Origin of the sequence: Streptomyces sp. NPDC005752 (assembly GCF_040630715.1) — a bacterium.
Taxonomy (GTDB): domain Bacteria; phylum Actinomycetota; class Actinomycetes; order Streptomycetales; family Streptomycetaceae; genus Streptomyces.
The window spans coordinates 125,386-146,599 of sequence record NZ_JBEXYB010000021.1 but is presented as its reverse complement, the minus strand read 5'-3'; the positions used below and the strand labels follow the sequence as shown (position 1 = coordinate 146,599).

The window sequence follows — 21,214 nt, the reverse complement described above, 5'->3', positions numbered from 1 at the left end:
ATTTTGTTTGTTGTGTTCTCCCACTGACCGGCCGGGCGAGCTGGCCACGGGATAGCTCATCGTTTCTATTGTTTCTGGTGTTCCGCCGCGCGCCGGTCCGCGCTGGTCGCTGGCCGCCCGCGCTCCGCGCCTCGGCCCGCAGCGGTCCACCGGACCGATGCGGGCCGTCATGGGTTCAGGAGGAGCCGGCCCGTGGTGTCCCGAACGCCGCGGTGCCTGGCCGGCGCCCGTCCCCCGTCCGCGGTCCGCTCAGTGCGGCTTCCACCTGAGTTTGCCGCCCCCCACCCATCGGACGCTGGCCGGGTCGTCGAGGTCGTGTACGGGAATGCCCGCCGTGGCGGCGGCGATCAGCACGTCCGTCATCGCGGTCGCGCTCCCGATGACCTCTCCGTCGATCTCGACGATGCGGAACGGCGGGTCCCCGGGCTGGACGGGCAGGACCGTGATCCGTGGGGCCGAGGTGTGCGGACGTTCAGTCATGGGCGGATCGCTTCCACGCCGCCGCTCGAGGTATGCCCAGCAGCTTCACTCGTGAGCCATATGACCGATTTGCAGTGTTTTTGGAATTTAATCCCGTAATCCATAAAAGGCCATTTCGTGTGACCTGGACCCCTTCGCGCCGGAGCAAAACACCCGAATCGGACTCCGTGACCAGCGTCACTTCATGGGTCCCTGACGCGAGAGCCTGCCGGTCGGTTCCCTGCTGTGCCAAGAGGAACGGGTGGCGCGATGTGCGGTGGATTACATGAATTCCGTTCAATGGATCTTGCGAATGAATTGTGATCACCGGATCAGGCTTGTTCCTTTCCCTATTTCTCGCCTACGGTCACCATCATTCCGGGCGGAACGCCGAATCCTGCCGCCGTCCGGTTACCCGACCACTTCTCGTACGGCAGGAGCGGGGGACCCAAGTAAGCGCCGACCCGGTTTCCGGGGCGGCTCGGGGTGAAGTCGCATTCATGTGCGGCCGAGCATCTCCAGCTCGAACCCGACAGCTCACTTCGCAGGCGGCGGAGAGGAATTCAGCATGCTCGAAAACGGTAAGCACCGTCGTTTCAGGACCAGTTCACTGACCCGCGGCATCATCGCCGTGAGCACGGGTGGAGCCGCCCTGGCCCTCCCCGTCATCGGTGCGACCAGCGCCTTCGCCGCCCCGGCCCAGCCGGCCGCCGTCGAAAAGGCCGTGACATCGACTCCCGCTACCGGCAAGGGAATTGCCGCGCAGAAGTCCGAGTCCGCAAGCTATTCCGTGATCTTGGGTGACACCCTCGCCAAGATCGCACGCGAGCATTCCGTCAGCGGTGGCTGGAAGGCCCTGTACGAGGACAACGAGAAGGTCGTCGGCGGAAACCCGGACCTGATTCACCCCGGTCTGAAGCTGACGATCGGCGCCAAGGCCGAGAAGTCGGCGGACAAGGCTGAATCCAAGGCCTCCGCCTCGTCCGACCGTGCCGAGGGAAGCGCTGACCGCGCCGACCGTTCGGAGCGCACGAACACCTCCGTCGCCTCGGAGGGTGCGCCTGCCGCCGAAGCCGCTCCGGTCGCCGAGTCGGCCGCGTACACGGACGACCTCGACGGCTGGATCAAGGAGTCGCTCGCCGTCATGGCCGAGAACGGCATCCCCGGCTCGTACGACGGCATCCACCGCAACATCATCCGCGAGTCCGGCGGTAACCCGCAGGCCATCAACAACTGGGACTCGAACGCCGCTGCGGGTATCCCGTCGAAGGGCCTGCTGCAGGTCATCGACCCGACCTTCGAGGCGTACCACGTGCCCGGTACCTCGACGGACAGCTACGACCCGGTCGCCAACATCACGGCCGCGTGCAACTACGCCGCCGACAAGTACGGCTCGATCGACAACGTCTTCGGGGCCTACTGAGTCCTTGCCGAGGCGGAACCGCTGACGCACGGACGTGTGACAGAGGGACAGGACTGAAGGGTGGTGCGGGTTCGGCGGAACCCGCACCACCCTTCTTTCGTGCTCCGGCGCACCGGTGGCCGGCGCCCGTCGCCCCCCGTGTGACGGCGGCTGTCGGCCCGACGACAGGCCCGGCGGGGCCGGGGTGACTGGTCTCGTACAGGTTCGTCGTCCATACTGCCCGCCGTGGAGCAGCGCATAGATTCGAAGACCAAGCCAGAGTTCGCCGCGGGGACAGACCCGGCGTACATCCCCGGCCTGACGGCCCCTGCCCCCGCGCGGACGGGGGCGGAAGCGGAGAAGGAGGCGCCCGAGGAGCCCCGGGAGACCGAGGTCGTGGACGCCGTCGCGGAGGGAGCGGCCGAGGAGGCTGTGGACGATCCGACCGCTGTCGACGGGGCGGCCCCTGACGGCGACTCGGTACCGGATGACGGCGAAGTTCCTGACAGCGAGCGTGCCCGGCAGGACGAGACGCCGACCGGGGGCGCCGACAAGGGGGACGGCCCCGTCTTCGAGGTCAGCGACCGGCGCGGATCCATCAGGGTGGACGCCGAGGGCGTCCGCTTCCGGCTCGACGACCAGCAGGCGGACTTCGACTGGGCCGAGATCGGCGCGGTCGAGGTGAAGACCGGCCGCTTCGGGCGCCGCTTCACCGTGACGGTCCACCTGTCGAGCCGCCGGTGGTTCAACGCCGAGGTCGAGGCAGCCGCCCGAAGCGATCTGAAGACGTGGACGGCGGAGCTCGACGAGGCGCTGGACGCCTACTTCGAAGAGGCCTGACCCACGGTCGGAGGCGCGTACCGGGCCGCTCACCGGCCCGGTACGCGGCATGCCGTGACGGCTTCAGGCCCCGGCCGCCGTGCCCAGCACCACCGACCGCGTCAGATGGCGCGGCAGGTCGGGATCGAGGCCGCGGGCCGCCGCGCGGGCGATCGCCAGCCGCTGGACCCTGACCAGATCGGCCAGCGGGTCCAGGCCGCTCTCCACCCAGCGGGCGCCGGTCTCCCGCACCTGCTCCGGCAGCCCCTCCGGAGCGGTGCCGAACATCCACGTCGCGGTACCGGCCGTGGCGATGCTGATGGGGCCGTGGCGGTACTCCATGGCCGGGTACGACTCCGTCCAGGAGAGGGACGCCTCCTTCATCTTGAGCGCCGCCTCGTTGGCGATACCCACCGTCCAGCCCCGCCCCAGGAAGCTGAACTGGGTGGATTCCAGGAGGCCTTCGGGCAGCGGTTCCGCCAGAGCGGTCTCGGCGTCCCGGACGACCTCCTCGGTGTGCAGCCCGAGATGGGCGCGGAGCAGGGTCAGTGCGGTGGTCGCGAACCTCGTCTGGACCACGGACCGCTCGTCGGCGAAGTCGAGCACGACCACCTCGTCGGCGGCGGCCATCACCGGAGTCCGCGGGTCGGCGGTCACAGCGACGGTCCGGGTGGTACCCCGCAGGCGGGTCAGCAGGCCGAGCACCTCGGTCGTCGTTCCCGAACGCGTCAGTGCGACGACGCGGTCGTAGGAGCGTCCGAAGGGGAACTCCGAGGCGGCGTACGCGTCCGACTCGCCCTGCCCGGAGGCCTCGCGGAGCGAGGCGTACGCCTGGGCCATGTAAAACGACGTCCCGCAGCCCACGACGGCGATGCGCTCACCGGTGGCGGGCAGAGCCGCCTTCCGGTCGGCGGCGACCTCCGCGGCGCGGCGCCAGCACTCCGGCTGGCTCGCTGTCTCGGTCTCGACATGGGACATGTCCGCACTCCGCTTCCGCTGCTGCTCGCACCCGGTGGGGTGGGGTGGGTGAAATCGATGCGAGCGTGGCCAATTCTGGGCTGCTTGCTCGATTCTGCATGTTACATGGGTCAAACGAGCAAGAACAAGCAATCGGCGGGCGTCCTCACGATCTGGCCAGCGGTTGTTTTCAGCCATACCCGGTGGGTAGTTGGCCCGATCCGGTTCTGTCACCTCCGTGCGGGTAGTCATGGCGCGGAGCGGACTCGGTGACCGTCATCTCGGCCATATCGCGCGAATCCCCCACGTGGACGATCTGCGGCAACCCCGGACGGTCACCGGCGTGCGCCGCGCGCTTCGGGGGAGGGTCGATTTCACGTCATCACGCCGAGGCATTGTCCGAGTTCGAACGCGCGACCGGACCGTGGTCGGCATAATCACCACATGTCGATCACGGTTGGGGATGTCGTGGACCTCGGCAGGGGCCTGTACGCATGGCTGCCGCCGAAGCGGGGCTGGGGGCTGGCCAACTGCGGGCTGCTCGTCTCCTCGCGCGGCGCGCTGTGGATCGACACCCCCTACGACCCCTTCCTGGCCGGTCAGTTCCTGGTGGAGAGCCGGAAGCGGCTGCCCGACGGGGTGGACATCGACCGGGTGATCGTCACCCACGCCAACGGTGACCACTTCTGGGGTGCGGGAGTACTTCCGGGCGCTGAGATCATCGCGACCCGCGAGGCACGGGAGCACATCCACTACGACCCCACCCCGCAGCAGCAGCACGCCCTGGTGGCCGGAAGTGATCCGTCCACACCCCTCGGGGCCTATCTCGTCCGCCACTTCGGCGCCTTCGACTGGTCGGCCACCGAGGAAGTGCGGCCGACCACCTACTTCACCGGTGAGCTCGAACTCACCCTGGGGGAGTACACGGTCCAGGTGTCCTCCCTGCCGCCCGCGCACACAGGGGGTGACCTGATCGTCCATCTCCCCTCTCAGCGTGCGGTGTTCAGCGGGGACGTCATCTTCTCCTCCACCCCTCAGCAGCCCGGTGACCACCCGGTGCACTGGTCCGGCCCTCTGAGCAACGTCATCGAGGCATGCGAACGCGTCCTGGCCACGGGAGCCGAGGTGATCGTGCCCGGTCACGGACCGGTGCTCGACCCGGCCGGGGTGCGGGAGCACATGGGCTACCTCTCGTACGTACGTGAACGGGCCCACGCGCTGCACGCGGCGGGGGTACCCGCCGTCGAGGCGGCCCGTCGGGTGATCGGCGAGGCCCGTCACCCGGCTCTCGGCCTGCCGGAGCGGCTCGTGGTGACCATCGGAAGCGAGTACCGCCATCTCGACGGCTCCGGGCGCCCCGGCGTCCTGGAGGTGATGGCCGACGTGGCCGCGGTCGCCCACGAGACCGACCCGTCGTGTGCCGGCGGGTCGGCGTGACAGCCCGCCGGCACGACAGCCGGGCTCCCCGTCGGTACCGGTCATCCCGCCGCGCGGTGGGCCGACCACCGTTCCCGACAACAGAGACGCGGTGAATCGAGATGGCATGGATCGTGACGCTGATCGCCGTCGTCGTGGCTGTGTGGTCGTCCGCCCGCGCGTACCGGGCCGGACGGGATGCGTACGGCGCCTCCGCCCGCACCGAACTGGCCGAACGTCAGGCCAGGGCGGCCAAGGTCCGCATCCTCGCTCTCACGGAGGAGATCCGCCAGCTCGCCCGGGTGCGGATACCCGCCGTGGCCACGGCGCTCTCCCACCGGGCCGCACCGGTTCCCGGGCTCAAGGAGGCCGCCGGGATCGACGGTGACGCAGCCCGCCTGCTGGCCGAGGCCGTGGAGGCCGCGCGCACGGCGGTCCTGGAGGAACGCGGACGTGTCGACGCGGCGGCGCGCTCGGCCATGCGCGGCAGCTCCGCGAAGATCCAGTCGCTGCTCAACCAGTCGCAGCACCTGCTGCACGAGCTCCAGCACGAGTACGACGACCCGCGGATCCTCCAGCTGGACTTCCGCAACGAACTCGCAATGCGCCGCACCCAGGCCACGGCCGTGCTCTGTGACGCCTGGCCGGGACTCGCCCGGCAGAACTCCTCGCTCGTCGAGGTCGTGCTCGGTGCCCAGTCCCGGGTCGCGGGCTACGAGCGGATCAAGGTGGCCAACCATCTGCGCCAGGAGCGGCTCGCGCTGGTCGCCCGGGCCGCCGAACCCCTCGCGATCGCGCTCGCCGAGCTGCTGGCCAACGCCACGGCGTACTCGCACCCGGACACCGGGGTGCCGGTCACGGTCCAGCAGACCGCGGGGCGCGGGGCCATGATCCTGGTGGACGACGCCGGTATCGGCATGGACGACGATGCGCTGAAGCGGGCCCGCTCGCTGCTCTCAGGCCCCTCCGAGGTGCTGCTCACCGAGCTCGGTGACCCGCCGCAGACCGGATTCGCCGTGGTGGGACGGCTCATCGCGCGGTACGGCTTCAGTTGTCACATCGAGTCCTCGCCGTACGGAGGGATGCGCACGATGCTGCGCATCCCGGCCCACCTGCTGACGGTGATGCACGACGACCGCACCCTGTCCGTGCTCGCGCCGAAGCCGGTGCCCGCGCGGGGGACCGGCGCCGCAGCCGAAGGGGCCCCGCCCGGCGGGTCACCCGAACCGGTGGAAGCCCTGCCCGAACCGGCTTCGTCCGAACCCGCGGCATCCGCCGCATCCGCCGTGTCCTCCGCATCCGCCGTGTCCTCCGCACCCGCCGGAGCCGACGCGCCCTCGCCCGTATCCGGACCCGCGTCCGCAGACGAGGGGCCGCCGCGTCCGGCGGGACTGCCCACCCGACGCCGCAAAGAACGCAGGTCGGGCTCCCCGGCGGAGCCGGCGGCCGAACCGCAGTCGGCCGAAGAGCCCCTGCTCCGCACGCCCGAGCAGGCCGGATCGGCCTGGGCCGCCCTGCAGGCGGGCACCCTCAGCGGCAGGCAGGCGCCGGTGCCGGCCCCCTCAGCATCCCCATCGGACGACCTAGGAGACGACGAGACGTGAGCACGACCCCCACCGCCGGTGATCTCGCCTGGGTGCTGACCCCCCTTCTGGAGCTGCCCGGAGTGCAGCACGCCGTGGTCGCCACCGGCGACGGGCTCGTCGAGGGCGCTTCGCCCGGACTGGACCGTGCGTCCGCCGAGCGCGTCGCCGCCATGACGGCCACCCTGCACGCGGCGGCCCGTGCCTTCACCACCGCCTTCACCGAGGCCGAGTCGCCGCGCCTGGCCCAGACGGTCGTGGAGTCCGACCTGGGCTTCGCCATCGTCGTACCGGCCGGCAGGAACACCACGCTGGCCCTGTTCGCGGCCCCCGACGCACACCTGGGGAACATCGCGTACCAGATGCAGGTGCAGGTCACCGCGCTGACCCGGGCCATGCACGCCCCCACCCGCCAACCGGACTCCGTCACCCGGCCATGACCTCCGGCCCAGGGCGCCGCCTGATTCCCGCCTACCTGGTCACCGGTGGCCGTTCCACTCCCACCGGTCCCGCGCTCGACCGGCTCGCCGTGCTCATCCGCACGGACTCGGCCCTGCCGCCGGACAGCGGTTCGGAGCAGCGCAGGCTGTGTGAGCTCCTGGAGCCGGGAGCCCTCACCGTCGTCGAATGCGCCGCCCACCTGGACCTGCCGGTCAGCGCCACGGTCTTCCTCACCACGGACCTCGTGGCCGCAGGACATCTGCACGCTCGACCACCGATCCCCAGCGCCGGTGAGATCGACCGGTCGCTCGTCGAGAGGCTCCTCGTTGGACTCCGCTCCCTCCACTGACCGGGGCGGCATCGGCTATCTGCCGAGTGCCGCCGAGACCCTGATGAAACTCGTCGTCACGGGTCCCTTCGGCGTGGGCAAGACGACCCTGATCCGCACCCTGTCGGAGATCCCGACCCTGCACACGGAAGAAGTGATGACGCAGTCCAGCGCCGGACTCGACGACACCGCCGGACTCCCGGAGAAGAGCACCACCACGGTGGCCGTCGACTTCGGCAGGCTCACCGTCCAGGACGACCTGGTCCTCTACATGTTCGGCACCCCGGGCCAGGACAGGTTCCTCCCCCTCTGGGAGGACATCGCGCGCGGTGCGCTCGGCGCCCTCGTCATGATCGACACCCGCCGGCTGGAGGACTCCTTCGCCGTCATGGACATGGTGGAGGAGCAGGGGCTCCCCTACGCCGTCGCCGTGAACCGCTTCCCCGACGCCCCCGCCCACGCGGACGAGGTCCTGCGCAAGCACCTCGACCTCGACCCCCGCACCCCGCTCGTGCAGTGCGACGCCCGCGAACGCCGTGGCGGCATCGACGCCCTGATCGCACTCGCCGAGCACGCGCTGGCCTCTCTGCCCACGTCACAGGAATCGTCATGACCCCATCCACCACCGGCACTTCCCCGGGCAACGCAGCCTTGCCCCGGGAACCGCTCGCGCTGTACGGGGCCGGCTTCGCCGCCGATCCGCACGGCCACTACCGCAGGCTGCGCGCCCAGGGCCCGCTGGCCAGGGTGCGCATCGCCCCGGACATCGACGCGATGCTGGTCACCGACTACCACGCGGCCGCCGACCTGCTGCGGGACACCGAGACCTTCACCAAGGATCCCCGCGCCTGGCAGGCGGGCGTACCGGCCGACTCGCCGGTCCTGCCGGTGCTGGGCCACCGGCCCACCGCCCTCTTCACCGACGGCGCCGTCCACGCCCGCTACCGCGACGCCATCAACGACAGCCTCGCCCTGATCGAACCCCACCTGCTGCGCGCGGAGGTCGTCCGGGTCTCCCAGCGGCTCATCGCCGAGTTCTCGGCCACCGGCACCGGTGACCTCATCACCCAGTACGCCCGCAGGCTTCCCCTGCACGTCTTCACGGCTGCCTTCGGTGTGGCCACGGAGGACGTCCGGCGGGTGGTCCGGGGAACGGCCGGAATGATGGACTCCGGGGCGGACGCGACCGAGGCCTACGACGACCTCGTCGCAGTCGTCTCCGCTCTGGTCTCCGAACGGCGGCGCAGACCGGGCCGGGACCTCACCACATATCTGCTCGCCCACCCGGCAGACCTCGACGACAACGAGGCGGTGCGTCAGATCACGCTCATCATGAGCGTGGGACACGACCCCACGACCAACCTGATCGGCAACGCGCTGCTGCGCATGCTCAGCGACACCGGGTACGGCGGCTTGCTGCACGGCGGCGCGACAACCGCGCGCGAGGCGGTCGACGACGTGCTCTGGCGCGATCCGCCCCTGGCCAACCTGGGCGCGCACTTCCCGCGGTACGACACCGAGTTCCACGGCGTCCCGCTGCGCGCCGGGCAGCTCGTACTGGTCTCGTTCGCCGCCGCCAACACGCAGTCGACGCCGTCCGTCCCGCACTCCGCGGTGCGCTCCGGTGACGGTGGTCACCTCGCGTGGTCGACGGGCCCGCACCGCTGCCCGGCCAAGCCGTCAGCCCTGCTGATGGCGACGACCGCGATCGAACAGATCACCAGCCAGCTCTGTGACCTGGAACTGGCGGTCGAACCCGGCGCGCTGGTCTGGCGGCCGGGCCCCTTCCACCGCGCGCTCGCCCATCTCCCCGTGCGATTCACCCCGCTCGACGCGTTCGTGGAACAGGGCGACGCGCTCGTCGAACGGGACGACGCTCGCGTGGAACCGGACGCCGGGGAAGATCCGGACACCGCCGATCACGTCCCGAACCGTGTCGGTGGTACGCCGAACGGGTGAGGGGCGAGAGAATTGCCCGATGAACAGCGAGCGCAGCCGGCGCACAGCCAACCGGCACGGGGACGGGGTGGCTCTGTGAGCAGGTACGACAGGTACGACAGATATGACGCCACCGACGAACAGTGGGAAGGGCTCGCCCAGGTCGTACCCCTGAGGGGCCGTAACGAATGGCCTTCCCGGGTCGATCACAGGACGGTTCCCGACCGGCAGGAGTCGGTCGAGCAGCGGCGTCTGGTCGTCCTGCGGGTGCAGGTGTTCGCGGACGCGCGTGAGGTGGCCGAATACCTCGTGGCACAGATCCCGGTCCTGCTGGACCTGACCGGCGCCGAGAACGACGTGGCCAAACGGATCCTGGACTTCAGCAGCGGCGTGGTCTTCGGGCTGGGCAGCGGGATGCACCGGGTGGACCGCAACGTCTTCCTGCTCGCCCCGGTCGGGATGGAGGTCGAGGGGGTCACCGCCGCGGGCGTACCTCAATCGTAGGAAGGTCCTGCGGGCGGAACGGTTCGCCGCTCACCGGCGTGCGTACGGTCCGCTCATGACTGTGATCTCTTCGGGACGGACGGTTCCGTCGCCATCAGGCGCGGCCCGTCCCGCACGCCCCTTCGTCGGTGAACTCCGGCTCGACGCCTTCGCCTCGCACCGCCGGACCGTCATTCCGCTCGGTCCGCTCACGCTCCTCGCCGGGGCCAGCGGGAGCGGGAAGTCGACCGCCCTGCGTGCCTACGACGCCCTTGCGCGGCTGGCTGCCGGTGATCCGCTGGAGGACGTGTTCCCCGATCCGGTGGCCTGGGTCCCGGAACGGGCCGGTGCCGACGGGCAGGGGCGGCGCGGATTCAGGCTCGGATGCACGGTGGAGGGCCCGGCCGGCCCGGTGAGACTGGATCTCGCCGTGCAGGCCGAGCCCGAGCTCCGCATCGTCGGGGAGCGGCTGACCGACTGCGGCGAGATCCTGCTGAGCACGGCGCTGCGGGATCCCCGGCGTTCCCAGGTCCAGGCTGCCTGGCACACCGCAGGGTCGGTGCCGGTGACGCGTGCGCCCTTCCCCGACGACCGGCTCGGCACGGCGCTGCTGCCGTTGCGGGTGGCGGGGACGACGGACGGTCAGCTCCGGGTGCTGGCAGCCGCCGAACAGGTGGTGGTGGCACTGCGGTCGGCTTTCGTCTGCGATCCTCGACCGCGGCGGATGCGCGCCGCCGTGCCCGTCGGGGAGGGGCGGCTCACCTCGTGCTGTGGCAACCTCGCCGATGTCCTGCACCGCACCCGCAGCCAATGCGCGCAGCGGCACGCGCGGTTGGTCGCCGTCGCGGACGCCGGGTGCTCGGGCCGGGTGACGGGGCTGACCGTCGAGCGTCTGGCGGACGGGACCGTGCAGGCCCTGGCCGGCCGGGGTCCGGACCGCAGCACACCCGTCGGGCGACTCGGGGACGGCGAACTGAGGTACCTGGCCTTCGCGCTCGTACTGTTGACCGGGCCTCATGTCCTGGTGGTGGACCCGGCGGCCGAAGTGCCCCCGGCCATGCAGGCCCTCACCGTCCTCGCGGACGGACTCGACCGGAGCATGGACGCGCGGCAGACCGCGCAGTTGCTGACGCTGGCGGCGTCGGCCTGCGCGGACGGGCACATGCGCCTGCTGGGGACGGTCGGGGAGGCGGCCGCGGCAGCGGCCCGCGGTACCGAGGGTGCGGCGGTGGTAGACCTGACTCCGTGACGGATCTGGATGTAGCACAACTGCAGCGGCGGCTGGCCGACTTCGCGGCGTCCCGGGCATGGGAGCCTTACCACACCCCCAAGAACCTCTCGGCCGCGCTGAGCGTGGAGGCCTCCGAACTCCTGGAGATCTTCCAGTGGCTGACGCCGGAGCAGTCGGCGAGGGTGATGGAGGACACCGACACGGCGTTCCGTGTCACGGACGAGGTCGCGGACGTCCTGGCGTATCTGCTGCAGTTCTGTGAGGTCCTCGGCATCGACGTCCTGGCCGCGCTGGCGGCGAAGATCGACCGGAATGAGAAGCGTTTTCCCGTGCCGGGCGGTGCCGAACGGACCGAATGTCACTCTTCGGAGTAATCGACTTATCCACAATCGGCTTCCTGTCCACAGATTTCCGATTTCCTCTGGCTTTCGTGTGCCGGGACCCTCACTGTGGGTAATGAAGAGGTGAGCGGGTTTTTCTACGGGCGGTCTCGGCGACGGGGGAATCGCATGGAAGCGGAGCGACTGATCGCGGCGGGCCGGAGCGCGCTGGCGGGGAGCCGGGGAGTGCCGGACGTCATGGCAGAGGCATGGCAGGCTCAGGCCCTCGCCCGGGCGGTCGGCGGACACCTGGCCAGGTATGGACCGGCGGAGTTACGGACGGACGCGCGGGGGCTCAGTGAGACCTGCGCGCTGGGCAGCGCGGTGCTCGACCATCCGATGGTTCCGGCCGGGGGTGTGCGGGCGTCGCAGCTCACCGAAGTGGCCCGGCTCTCCGGGGCGTTGGCCGCACTGGTGCTGCTGCTGGGCGAGGCGGGTATCGCTCTGGTGGGTGTCGCCTGCGGCACGGAGGAGGAAGGGCTCTACTGGCAGTGCATCGAGGCGATAGACGCCGTCGACGAGTCCGTGGACCGGGTCCACGGCATGATGCGGAGGCTCGCCGAGCAGGAGCGGGAGCGGGACCGGGAGAGCGGGCCGGAACCGGACCGTGAGCGCGACGGCTCGTTCGGGTCCGGTCAGGGACCACTGGTTCATGGGTCAGTGGTCCACGGACCGGCGGATTCGGTGGCCCGCCAGCCGTGAGCGGGACGGCCGTGAGCCGGGCGGACCGGGGGGTGCCGAGCGTCCCCGACGGGGCAGGGGGCGTGGGGCCGAAGCACAGGGGGAGACGGGCGCGGCAGTTTCGAAGGTGCAGGATGGAGACATGGATCTTCGAATCTTCACCGAGCCCCAGCAAGGGGCGAGCTACGACACCCTGCTGACCGTCGCCAAGGCCGCCGAGGACCTCGGCTTCGACGCCTTCTACCGGTCGGACCACTATCTGCGTATGGGTTCGGGGGACGGCCTGCCGGGCCCGACCGACGCCTGGATCACGCTGGCCGGGCTGGCCCGCGAGACCAAGCGGATCCGCCTCGGCACGCTGATGACGGCGGGCACCTTCCGCCTGCCCGGGGTGCTGGCCATCCAGGTTGCCCAGGTCGACCAGATGTCCGGTGGCCGCGTCGAGCTCGGTCTGGGGGCCGGCTGGTTCGAGGAGGAGCACAAGGCGTACGGGATCCCGTTCCCGAAGGAGAAGTTCGGCCGGCTCGAGGAGCAGCTGGCGATCGTCACGGGCCTGTGGGAGACGGAGACCGGCAAGACGTTCAGCTACGACGGGACGTATTACCAGCTCACCGACTCCCCGGCGCTGCCGAAGCCCGCTCAGGCGAAGGTGCCGGTCCTGATCGGCGGTCATGGTGCCGTTCGCACGCCGCGCCTGGCCGCGCGGTACGCGGACGAGTTCAACATCCCCTTCGCGTCGATCGAGGACAGCGAGAAGCAGTTCGGCCGGGTCAGGGAAGCGGCCGTGGCGGCCGGGCGGGCCCCGGACGACCTGGTGTATTCCAACGCCCTGGTGGTGTGCGTCGGGAAGAACGACGCGGAGGTGGCCAGGCGCGCTTCCGCCATCGGGCGGGAGGTGGAGGAGATCAAGGCCAACGGGCTGGCGGGCTCACCCGACGAGGTGGTCGACAAGATCGGCCGATATGCCGCCATCGGCTCCTCGCGGGTCTACCTCCAGGTGCTGGACCTGGACGACCTGGGGCATCTCGAGCTGATCTCGTCGCAGGTCCAGGCGCAGCTGGGCTGAGGGGAAGAGACCGGCCGCCGCGTCGGAACCCGCGCGGCGCCGCTGCGGCAGGGCGGGACCGCGGGGACCGATGTGGGACGCGGCCTCCCCGGGGCCGCGCCGGCGATCTGCCACTGCGCGAACAGGAAGATGCTCCCGGTGCGGCACCGGGCGGACCGCGAGGGTCGCTGCGTCCGGGCTGTGGCACCAGGTGCGACCGCGAGGGCCGGCGCGGACCGGGGGCGGCATCAGGCGGGACCGTAAAGACCCGGCGTGGGCCCGGACCGGCCGGAATCACCCGGCAACCGTACGCAGTCGACAGCAAGGAGCGATCGTGCACACCGCCCGGACCCCCGACCCGTCGCCCGGCCGAACGCTCGGCGACGCGCTCGCCGAGGGCACCGTCCTGCTGGACGGTGGTCTCTCCAACCAGCTGGAGGCGCAGGGCTGCGATCTCTCCGACGCCCTGTGGTCGGCCCGGCTGCTGAGCGATGCGCCCCAGCAGATCGAGGCCGCGCACGCCGCGTACGCGCGGGCGGGTGCGCAGGTCCTCATCACCGCGAGCTACCAGGCGACCTTCGAGGGGTTCGCGCGGCGCGGGATCGGGACGGGCCGGGCGGCCGAGCTGATGGCCGGCAGCGTGGAGGCGGCGCGCAGGGCGGGCGCGGTGACGGGGCGCGAGAGCTGGGTCGCCGCCTCGGTCGGACCGTACGGGGCGATGCTCGCGGACGGCAGCGAGTACCGGGGCCGGTACGGCCTGACCGTCCGGGAACTGATGCGCTTCCACCGGCCCCGGGCCGAGACGCTGGCGGCGGCGGGCCCTGACGTACTGGCCCTGGAGACCGTGCCGGACATCGACGAGGCCGAGGCCCTGCTCCGGGTGGTCCAGGACCTCGGAGTGCCGGTCTGGCTCTCGTACAGCGTGGCGGGCGACCGGACAAGGGCCGGACAGCCGCTGACGGAGGCCTTCGGGCTCGTCGCAGGCATCGACCAGGTCGTGGCCGTCGGGGTCAACTGCTGTGACCCCGACGACGCGGACCGTGCGGTGGAGATGGCGTCCGCGGCCACCGGCAAGCCCGTCGTCGTGTATCCGAACAGTGGGGAGGAGTGGGACGCCGACAGCCGCGACTGGGCCGGGAGCGGCACATTCGAACCGGGCAGGGTGCGGGACTGGCAGCGGGCGGGCGCGCGGCTGGTCGGCGGCTGCTGCCGGGTCGGCCCGTCCGACATCGCGGCGCTGGCAGACCGGCTGCGGTCGTCCGGGGCGTGAAAAGGCCTGGTGGGAGACCGATCACCGGACCATACTCGGACACGTGTTCCTGACTATCAGCACGACCGGCACCCCAGAGCGCCCCGCCACCGATCTCGGCTACCTGCTGCACAAGCATCCCGACAAGGCGCAGACGTTCTCGACCTCGCACGGCACCGCGCACGTGTTCTACCCCGAAGCATCCGCGGAGCGTTGCACCGCGGCGCTGCTGCTGGAGGTGGATCCGGTGGCGTTGGTGAGGCGCGGCAAGGGCAAGGGCCGGGGCGGAGCCCCCGACGCGGCGCTCGCGCAGTACGTCAACGACCGGCCGTACGCGGCGTCGTCGCTGCTCTCGGTCGCGATGACGACGGTGTTCAAGTCGGCGCTGAACGGCGTGTGCCGTGCCATGCCCGAGAGGGCCCAGGAGACAATGCCGCTGCGGATCGAGGTGCCCGCGCTGCCCGCACGCGGTGGGGCGGAGCTGGTGCACCAACTCTTCGCGCCGCTCGGCTGGACGCGGGTGGACGCCGTGGCTGTGCAGCTGGACGAGCAGTTCCCGGAGTGGGGCGACTCACGCTACGTACGACTGGTGCTGGAGGGGGAGCTCAGGCTCGCGGACGCCTTGCGCCAGCTGTACGTGCTGCTGCCGGTGCTCGACGACGCCAAGCACTACTGGGTCGCACCCGACGAGGTGGACAAACTGCTCCGGGCGGGTGAGGGCTGGCTCGCGCGGCACCCCGAGCAGAAGCTGATCACCAGCCGTTATCTCTCCCGTCGCTGGAGTCTCACGCGGCAGGCGACGGAGAGGCTCGAGCTGGTGCGGCTGGCGGAGTCGGACGACCTCGAGGTGGAGAACGTCGACAACGCGGTGGACGAGACCACCGACACGGAGGAGAAGCCGGTGCCGCTCGCGGAGCGGCGCCGCGCGGCGGTCCTGGAGGCACTGGTGGCGGCCGGTGCGAGCCGGGTCCTCGATCTCGGATGCGGGCAGGGCCAGTTGCTGCAGGCCCTGCTGAGAGACGTGCGGTTCACGGAGATCGTCGGGGTCGACGTGTCGATGCGCGCCCTGACCGTCGCGGCACGCCGGCTGAAACTGGACCGGATGGGCGAGCGGCAGGCCGGGCGGGTCACCCTCCGCCAGGGCGCGCTCACCTACACCGACAAGCAGCTGAAGGGGTATGACGCCGCGGTGCTGAGCGAGGTGATCGAGCATCTCGACCTGCCGCGTCTTCCGGCCCTGGAGTACGCGGTGTTCGGCTCCGCGCGACCGCGGACCGTACTGGTGACGACGCCCAACGTCGAGTACAACGTCCGCTGGGAGACACTCCCCGCCGGACACGTGCGCCATGCGGACCACCGCTTCGAGTGGACCAGGGAGGAGTTCCGCGACTGGGCGGGGCAGGTGGCCGAACGCCACGGCTACACGGTGGGATTCGTGCCCGTGGGCCCGGAGGACCCCGAGGTGGGGCCTCCCACACAGATGGCCGTGTTCACGACGACCACGGCCGACGGGACGACGGCCCACGAGGCCACGAAAGGGGCGAAGGCCGCATGACCAGTACCTCTCGTACGCTGCCCGTGACCGACCTGTCCCTCGTCGTGCTCGTCGGAGCCAGCGGATCGGGCAAGTCCACCTTCGCGCGCAGGCACTTCAAGCCGACCGAGATCGTCTCCTCGGACTTCTGCCGGGGCCTCGTCGCCGACGACGAGAACGACCAGAGCGCCAGCCGGGACGCCTTCGACGTCCTCCACTACATAGCGGGCAAGCGCCTCGCCGCCGGCCGGCTCACCGTGGTCGACGCGACCAACGTGCAGCCGGAGAGCCGTAAGCAGCTCGTCCAGCTGGCCCGGCAGTACGACGTGCTGCCCATCGCCATCGTGCTGGACCTGCCGGAGGAGCTCTGCCAGGCGCGCAACGCCACCCGGCCGGACCGCGCCGGGATGCCCCGCCATGTCGTGGGGCGTCATCGCCGGGAGCTGCGCCGTTCGCTGCGCGGGCTGGAGCGCGAGGGTTTCCGTAAGGTGCACATCCTGCGCACCGAGGAAGAGGCCGACACCGCCGAGGTCGTGCTGGAGCGCCGCTACAACGACCTCCGCCACCTCACCGGCCCCTTCGACATCATCGGCGACATCCACGGCTGCAGCGCCGAGCTGGACACCCTGCTCGGCAAGCTGGGGTACGAGGACGGCGCCCACCCCGAAGGCCGTACCGCCGTGTTCGTGGGCGACCTCGTCGACCGCGGTCCCGACAGCCCCGGTGTGCTGCGCCGCGTCATGTCGATGGTGGCCTCGGGCGACGCGCTGTGCGTCCCCGGCAACCACGAGAACAAGCTCGGCCGTTATCTCAAGGGGCGCAAGGTCCAGCACAGCCACGGCCTCGCCGAGACCGTCGAGCAGCTTGAGCGCCAGGACGCGGAGCACCCCGAGTTCCGCAAGGAGGTCGCGGAGTTCATCGACGGACTGGTCAGCCACTACGTCCTGGACGAGGGCAGGCTGGTCGTCTGCCACGCGGGGCTGCCCGAGAAGTACCACGGGCGCACCTCGGGGCGAGTCCGTTCGCACGCGCTGTACGGGGACACGACCGGGGAGACCGACGAGTTCGGGCTGCCCGTGCGCTACCCGTGGGCAGAGGACTACCGGGGCAGTGCCGCGGTGGTCTACGGCCACACGCCGGTGCCCACCGCCTCCTGGGTGAACAACACGCTCTGCCTGGACACCGGGGCCGTCTTCGGCGGGAAGATGACGGCATTGCGATGGCCGGAGCGCGAGCTCGTCGACGTACCGGCCGAGCGTGTCTGGTACGAGCCGGTGAAGCCGCTGACCACCGAAGCCCCCGGGGGCCGGGAGGGCCGGCCGCTCGACCTCGCCGATGTCCAGGGCCGCCGCGTCGTGGAGACCCGCCACATGGGCCGCATCGCGGTGCGCGAGGAGAACGCGGCGGCGGCGCTCGAAGTCATGAGCCGCTTCGCCGTCGACCCCAGGCTGCTGACCTATCTCCCGCCGACCATGGCTCCGACCGCGACCTCCCAGGAGGTGGGCTTCCTGGAGCATCCGGCCGAGGCCTTCGCGCAGTACCGCGCGGACGGCGTCGCCAGGGTCGTCTGCGAGGAGAAGCACATGGGCTCGCGCGCGGTGGCGCTGGTCTGCCGCGACGCCGGCACCGCCCGCGAGCGCTTCGGTGCCGGGGGCGCCTTCTTCGGCCGTGGGGGAGGGCCCACCGGAGCCCTGTACACGCGCACCGGGCGTCCGTTCCTGGACGACACGGCGCTCACCGAGCTCGTCCTCGGCCGGCTGCGCGCGGCCGTCACCGCCGCCGGGCTGTGGGAGGAGTGGAACACCGACTGGGTGGTGCTCGACGCCGAGCTGATGCCCTGGTCCCTCAAGGCCGCCGGTCTGCTGCGCTCGCAGTACGCGGCGGTGGGCGCGGCCGCCGGCGCGGTCCTGCCCGTGGCTGACGAGGCCCTGGCCGCCGCGGTGGCCCGCGGTGTCGACGTCGGCGCCCTGGCCGGCCGTCAGCGGGAACGCGCCGCCGACGCGGCCGCCTTCACGGAGGCGTACCGCAGGTACTGCTGGAGCACCGAAGGGCTCGACGGCGTCCGGATGGCACCGTTCCAGATCCTCGCCGTGCACGGCCGCTCCCTCGCCTCCGTACCGCACGACGAGCAGCTGGCGTGGCTGGACCGCCTCGTCGAGCACGACCCGACCGGGCTGCTCCAGGTCACCCGGCGCCTCGTCGTCGACACGGGTGACGAGGCATCCGTGAGCTCCGGCACCGACTGGTGGCTGGAGATGACCGGCCGCGGCGGCGAGGGCATGGTGGTCAAGCCGCTGGACGCCCTCGCCAGGGACGGGAAGGGCAGGCTCGTCCAGCCGGGCATCAAGGTGCGCGGCCGGGAGTACCTGCGGATCATCTACGGTCCCGAGTACACGCGGCCGGACAATCTGGAGCGGCTGCGTTCCCGGTTCCTCGGCCACAAACGGTCGCTTGCCCTGAGGGAGTACGCCCTCGGCCTGGAGGCGCTGGACCGGCTGGCCGACGGGGAGCCGCTGTGGCGGATCCACGAGGCGGTATTCGCGGTGCTGGCCCTGGAGTCGGAGCCGGTCGACCCCCGGCTGTAGGGGGTTCCGCGGAATCCCGCCCGCCGGGCCGGAATCAGGTGGCGGTTCGCAGGGTGAACGGTGCTCCGCGTGGTGAGGATGAGGACATGGGATTCCATGTCGATTCCGAGGCCGGGCGGCTGCGCCGCGTCATCCTGCACCGCCCCGATCTGGAGCTGAAGCGGCTCACACCCAGCAACAAGGACGCGCTGCTGTTCGACGACGTCCTGTGGGTGCGCCGGGCGAGGGAGGAGCACGACGGTTTCGCCGACGTGCTCCGTGACCGCGGTGTGGAGGTGCACTTCTTCGGCGAGCTGCTCCGGGAGTCCCTCGACATCCCGGTGGCGAGGCGGCTCGTCCTGGACCGGGTCTTCGACGAGAAGGAGTACGGCCCCCTTGCCACCGAGCATCTGCGCGCCGCCTTCGAGGAGCTGCCCGCCGGGGAGCTCGCCGAGGCCCTGGTCGGCGGGATGACGAAGCGGGAGTTCCTGGAACGCCACGCCGAGCCGACCTCCGTCCGTTTCCATGTGATGGATCTGGACGACTTCCTGCTCAGCCCCCTGCCCAACCACATCTTCACCCGCGACACCTCCGCCTGGATCTACGACGGTGTGTCCATCAACGCGATGCGCTGGCCGGCCAGGCAGCGCGAGACCGTGCACTTCGAGGCGATCTACCGGCACCACCCCCTGTTCACCGGACCCGAGGCGGGTGTCTTCCACCACTGGTCGGAGGGCCAGGACGACTATCCGTCCACCATCGAGGGGGGCGACGTCCTCGTCATCGGCCGGGGTGCCGTGCTGATCGGGATGAGTGAACGCACCACCCCTCAGGCCGTCGAGATGCTGGCCCGAGGGCTCTTCGACGCCGGGTCGGCCCGGACGATCGTGGCGCTCGACATGCCCAAGCGCCGGGCTTTCATGCACCTCGACACCGTGATGACGATGATCGACGGGGACACGTTCACCAAGTACGGCGGACTCGGCATGCTCCGCTCCTACACGATCGAGCCCGGTGCCGGCCCACGTGAACTGAAGGTCACCGACCATCCGCCCGAGCACATGCACCGGGCGATCGCCGCCGCACTCGGCCTCGACACGATCCGGGTCCTCACCGCTACCCAGGACGTGCACGCCGCCGAGCGGGAACAGTGGGACGACGGCTGCAACGTGCTGGCCGTGGAGCCCGGTGTGGTCGTCGCGTACGAGCGCAACGCCACGACCAACACGTACCTGCGCGAAGAGGGCATCGAGGTCATCGAGATCAGGGGCAGCGAGCTGGGCCGGGGCCGGGGCGGTCCGCGCTGCATGAGCTGCCCCGTGGTGCGTGATGCGGTGTGAGGCGGGTGGGACGGCTGCCGGGAGAGGTCCCGACGGCGCGCTGCGGCAGACACTCCGCATGATCGAATGCGCGCACGGCAACCTGCTGGACCTTCTCCGCACGAATCTCGGCCGCTCTGCCTGAGCGCGTGGCCCTCATCCGTTCCCACCTGCGCTCCCGTCCACCCATACCTCTGTATAGCAATACAGTGCCTCGTATAGACTTCCAGGACAGTTGTCCGTACGCCCGCAGCTCGACCCAGGAGAAGTCACCATGGCCATAGACCTCGCAGGCCGCCATTTCCTCAAGGAGCTGGACTTCACGGCCGAGGAGTTCCGCGGCCTGGTCGCCCTGTCCGCCGAGCTCAAGGCCGCCAAGAAGGCCGGTGCCGAGGTGCAGCGGCTGCGCGGTAGGAACATCGCGCTGATCTTCGAGAAGACCTCGACGCGCACCCGCTGCGCCTTCGAGGTGGCCGCCGCCGACCAGGGTGCCTCCACGACGTACCTCGACCCCTCCGGCTCCCAGATCGGACACAAGGAGTCGGTGAGGGACACCGCCCGAGTGCTCGGTCGCATGTTCGACGCCATTGAGTACCGGGGCGACAGTCAGCAGGCCGTCGAGGAGATGGCGGCGTGCGGCGGTGTGCCCGTCTACAACGGACTCACCGATGACTGGCACCCCACCCAGATGCTCGCCGACGTCCTCACGATGACCGAGCACAGTGCCAAGCCCCTGCAGGAGATCACCTTCGCCTACCTGGGCGACGCCCGCTTCAACATGGGCAACTCCTACCTGGTGACCGGAGCCCTGCTGGGCATGGACGTGCGGATCGTCGCGCCCACCGCCTACTGGCCGGCGCAGGAGGTCGTGGACCGGGCGCGCGAGCTCGCCGGGTCCAGCGGTGCCCGCATCACCCTCACCGAGGACGTGGCCGAAGGGGTGCGGGACGCCGACTTCGTCGTCACCGACGTCTGGGTCTCGATGGGTGAGCCCAAGGAGGTGTGGGACGAGCGCATCGCCTCCCTCGCGCCGTACGCCGTGACCATGGACGTCCTGCGCGCCACCGGCAACGACGACGTGAAGTTCCTGCACTGCCTCCCGGCCTTCCACGACCTCGGTACGAAGGTGGCCAGGGAGATCCACGAGCGGCACGGCCTGTCGTCGCTGGAGGTCACCGACGAGGTCTTCGAGTCCCCGCACTCCGTCGTCTTCGACGAGGCCGAGAACCGGATGCACACGATCAAGGCGGTCCTCGTCGCGACGCTGGCCGGCGACGCGCAGGCCGCATGACCATGCGCCTGATTGGGTGAACATACGCATAATTGGCTACGATGGTGTGACTTGGTGGGGTTCGGGCTCGTGCGCCCGGACCCCTTTTCATGTG

Annotated in this window: 20 protein-coding genes and 1 riboswitch; of the genes, 18 read left to right on the top strand and 2 right to left on the bottom strand. The window is 70.6% G+C overall.

Translation table 11 applies throughout. The features are described 5' to 3' along the window. Window positions 1-249: 249 nt before the first annotated feature. Entirely contained in the window at window positions 250-480 is a 231-nt protein-coding gene (locus ABZ441_RS19310; RefSeq protein WP_358975301.1) for a hypothetical protein, read from the bottom strand. 357 nt (window positions 481-837) lie between these two features. Then, a riboswitch (cyclic di-AMP (ydaO/yuaA leader) is annotated at window positions 838-1,023 on the top strand. 4 nt (window positions 1,024-1,027) lie between these two features. On the opposite strand from ABZ441_RS19310, the gene ABZ441_RS19305 reads away from it, so the two are divergent. Further along, the gene (locus ABZ441_RS19305; RefSeq protein ID WP_358975299.1) at window positions 1,028-1,882 is read left to right on the top strand and encodes a transglycosylase SLT domain-containing protein; all 855 of its coding nucleotides are present in this window, start codon (window positions 1,028-1,030) and stop codon (window positions 1,880-1,882) included. 225 nt (window positions 1,883-2,107) lie between these two features. Next, window positions 2,108-2,701, top strand: coding sequence for a hypothetical protein (locus tag ABZ441_RS19300; protein WP_358975296.1), 594 nt, complete (start codon window positions 2,108-2,110; stop codon window positions 2,699-2,701). A 63-nt stretch (window positions 2,702-2,764) separates the two neighbouring features. Here ABZ441_RS19300 and ABZ441_RS19295 read toward each other — a convergent pair whose 3' ends face one another. Then, window positions 2,765-3,658 carry a sugar isomerase gene (locus ABZ441_RS19295; protein WP_358975293.1) on the bottom strand — a complete coding sequence of 298 codons (894 nt, stop codon included), beginning with the start codon at window positions 3,656-3,658 and terminating at the stop codon, window positions 2,765-2,767. 423 nt (window positions 3,659-4,081) lie between these two features. Here ABZ441_RS19295 and ABZ441_RS19290 point away from each other — a divergent pair, with 423 nt between their 5' ends. The 16 genes from ABZ441_RS19290 to argF all read left to right on the top strand — a co-directional run bounded on the left by ABZ441_RS19290 (window position 4,082) and on the right by argF (window position 21,120). Further along, a complete protein-coding gene (locus ABZ441_RS19290; RefSeq protein ID WP_358975290.1) occupies window positions 4,082-5,074 on the top strand; it encodes an MBL fold metallo-hydrolase in 993 nt (330 codons plus the stop codon). 101 nt (window positions 5,075-5,175) lie between these two features. Further along, window positions 5,176-6,657, top strand: coding sequence for an ATP-binding protein (locus ABZ441_RS19285; RefSeq protein WP_358975287.1), 1,482 nt, complete (start codon window positions 5,176-5,178; stop codon window positions 6,655-6,657). Continuing rightward, window positions 6,654-7,076, top strand: a complete 423-nt coding sequence (locus ABZ441_RS19280; RefSeq protein ID WP_358975284.1) for a roadblock/LC7 domain-containing protein — start codon at window positions 6,654-6,656, stop codon at window positions 7,074-7,076. Before ABZ441_RS19285 ends, ABZ441_RS19280 begins: the two co-directional genes overlap by 4 nt. After that, a complete protein-coding gene (locus tag ABZ441_RS19275) occupies window positions 7,073-7,426 on the top strand; it encodes a DUF742 domain-containing protein (protein ID WP_031098149.1) in 354 nt (117 codons plus the stop codon). The genes ABZ441_RS19280 and ABZ441_RS19275 overlap by 4 nt, the downstream gene beginning before the upstream one ends. After that, window positions 7,404-8,018, top strand: coding sequence for an ATP/GTP-binding protein (locus ABZ441_RS19270; protein WP_358975281.1), 615 nt, complete (start codon window positions 7,404-7,406; stop codon window positions 8,016-8,018). Before ABZ441_RS19275 ends, ABZ441_RS19270 begins: the two co-directional genes overlap by 23 nt. Next, a complete protein-coding gene (locus tag ABZ441_RS19265; RefSeq protein WP_358975278.1) occupies window positions 8,015-9,364 on the top strand; it encodes a cytochrome P450 in 1,350 nt (449 codons plus the stop codon). The genes ABZ441_RS19270 and ABZ441_RS19265 overlap by 4 nt, the downstream gene beginning before the upstream one ends. A gap of 75 nt (window positions 9,365-9,439) precedes the next feature. After that, window positions 9,440-9,847 carry a cell division protein SepF gene (locus ABZ441_RS19260; protein WP_205021684.1) on the top strand — a complete coding sequence of 136 codons (408 nt, stop codon included), beginning with the start codon at window positions 9,440-9,442 and terminating at the stop codon, window positions 9,845-9,847. A 7-nt stretch (window positions 9,848-9,854) separates the two neighbouring features. After that, on the top strand, window positions 9,855-11,075 hold the full coding sequence (locus ABZ441_RS19255; RefSeq protein WP_358975307.1) for an ATP-binding protein: 1,221 nt from the start codon (window positions 9,855-9,857) through the stop codon (window positions 11,073-11,075). After that, window positions 11,072-11,431, top strand: a complete 360-nt coding sequence (locus tag ABZ441_RS19250) for a nucleotide pyrophosphohydrolase (RefSeq protein ID WP_358975275.1) — start codon at window positions 11,072-11,074, stop codon at window positions 11,429-11,431. Before ABZ441_RS19255 ends, ABZ441_RS19250 begins: the two co-directional genes overlap by 4 nt. Window positions 11,432-11,566: 135 nt before the next feature. After that, the gene (locus tag ABZ441_RS19245) at window positions 11,567-12,139 is read left to right on the top strand and encodes a DUF6099 family protein (RefSeq protein ID WP_358975272.1); all 573 of its coding nucleotides are present in this window, start codon (window positions 11,567-11,569) and stop codon (window positions 12,137-12,139) included. A 121-nt stretch (window positions 12,140-12,260) separates the two neighbouring features. Next, window positions 12,261-13,184, top strand: a complete 924-nt coding sequence (locus tag ABZ441_RS19240) for an LLM class F420-dependent oxidoreductase (protein WP_358975269.1) — start codon at window positions 12,261-12,263, stop codon at window positions 13,182-13,184. Window positions 13,185-13,497: 313 nt separating this feature from the next. Further along, window positions 13,498-14,433, top strand: coding sequence for a homocysteine S-methyltransferase (gene mmuM / locus ABZ441_RS19235; RefSeq protein ID WP_358975267.1), 936 nt, complete (start codon window positions 13,498-13,500; stop codon window positions 14,431-14,433). A 43-nt stretch (window positions 14,434-14,476) separates the two neighbouring features. After that, window positions 14,477-15,967, top strand: a complete 1,491-nt coding sequence (locus tag ABZ441_RS19230) for a 3' terminal RNA ribose 2'-O-methyltransferase Hen1 (RefSeq protein WP_358975264.1) — start codon at window positions 14,477-14,479, stop codon at window positions 15,965-15,967. Beyond that, complete coding sequence (locus ABZ441_RS19225; protein WP_358975261.1) at window positions 15,964-18,531, top strand: polynucleotide kinase-phosphatase; 2,568 nt, start codon at window positions 15,964-15,966, stop codon at window positions 18,529-18,531. Before ABZ441_RS19230 ends, ABZ441_RS19225 begins: the two co-directional genes overlap by 4 nt. Before the next feature lie 86 nt (window positions 18,532-18,617). Continuing rightward, a complete protein-coding gene (locus tag ABZ441_RS19220) occupies window positions 18,618-19,850 on the top strand; it encodes an arginine deiminase (protein WP_358975258.1) in 1,233 nt (410 codons plus the stop codon). Between the two features lie 253 nt (window positions 19,851-20,103). After that, window positions 20,104-21,120, top strand: a complete 1,017-nt coding sequence (gene argF / locus ABZ441_RS19215) for an ornithine carbamoyltransferase (protein ID WP_358975255.1) — start codon at window positions 20,104-20,106, stop codon at window positions 21,118-21,120. Window positions 21,121-21,214: the final 94 nt, after the last annotated feature.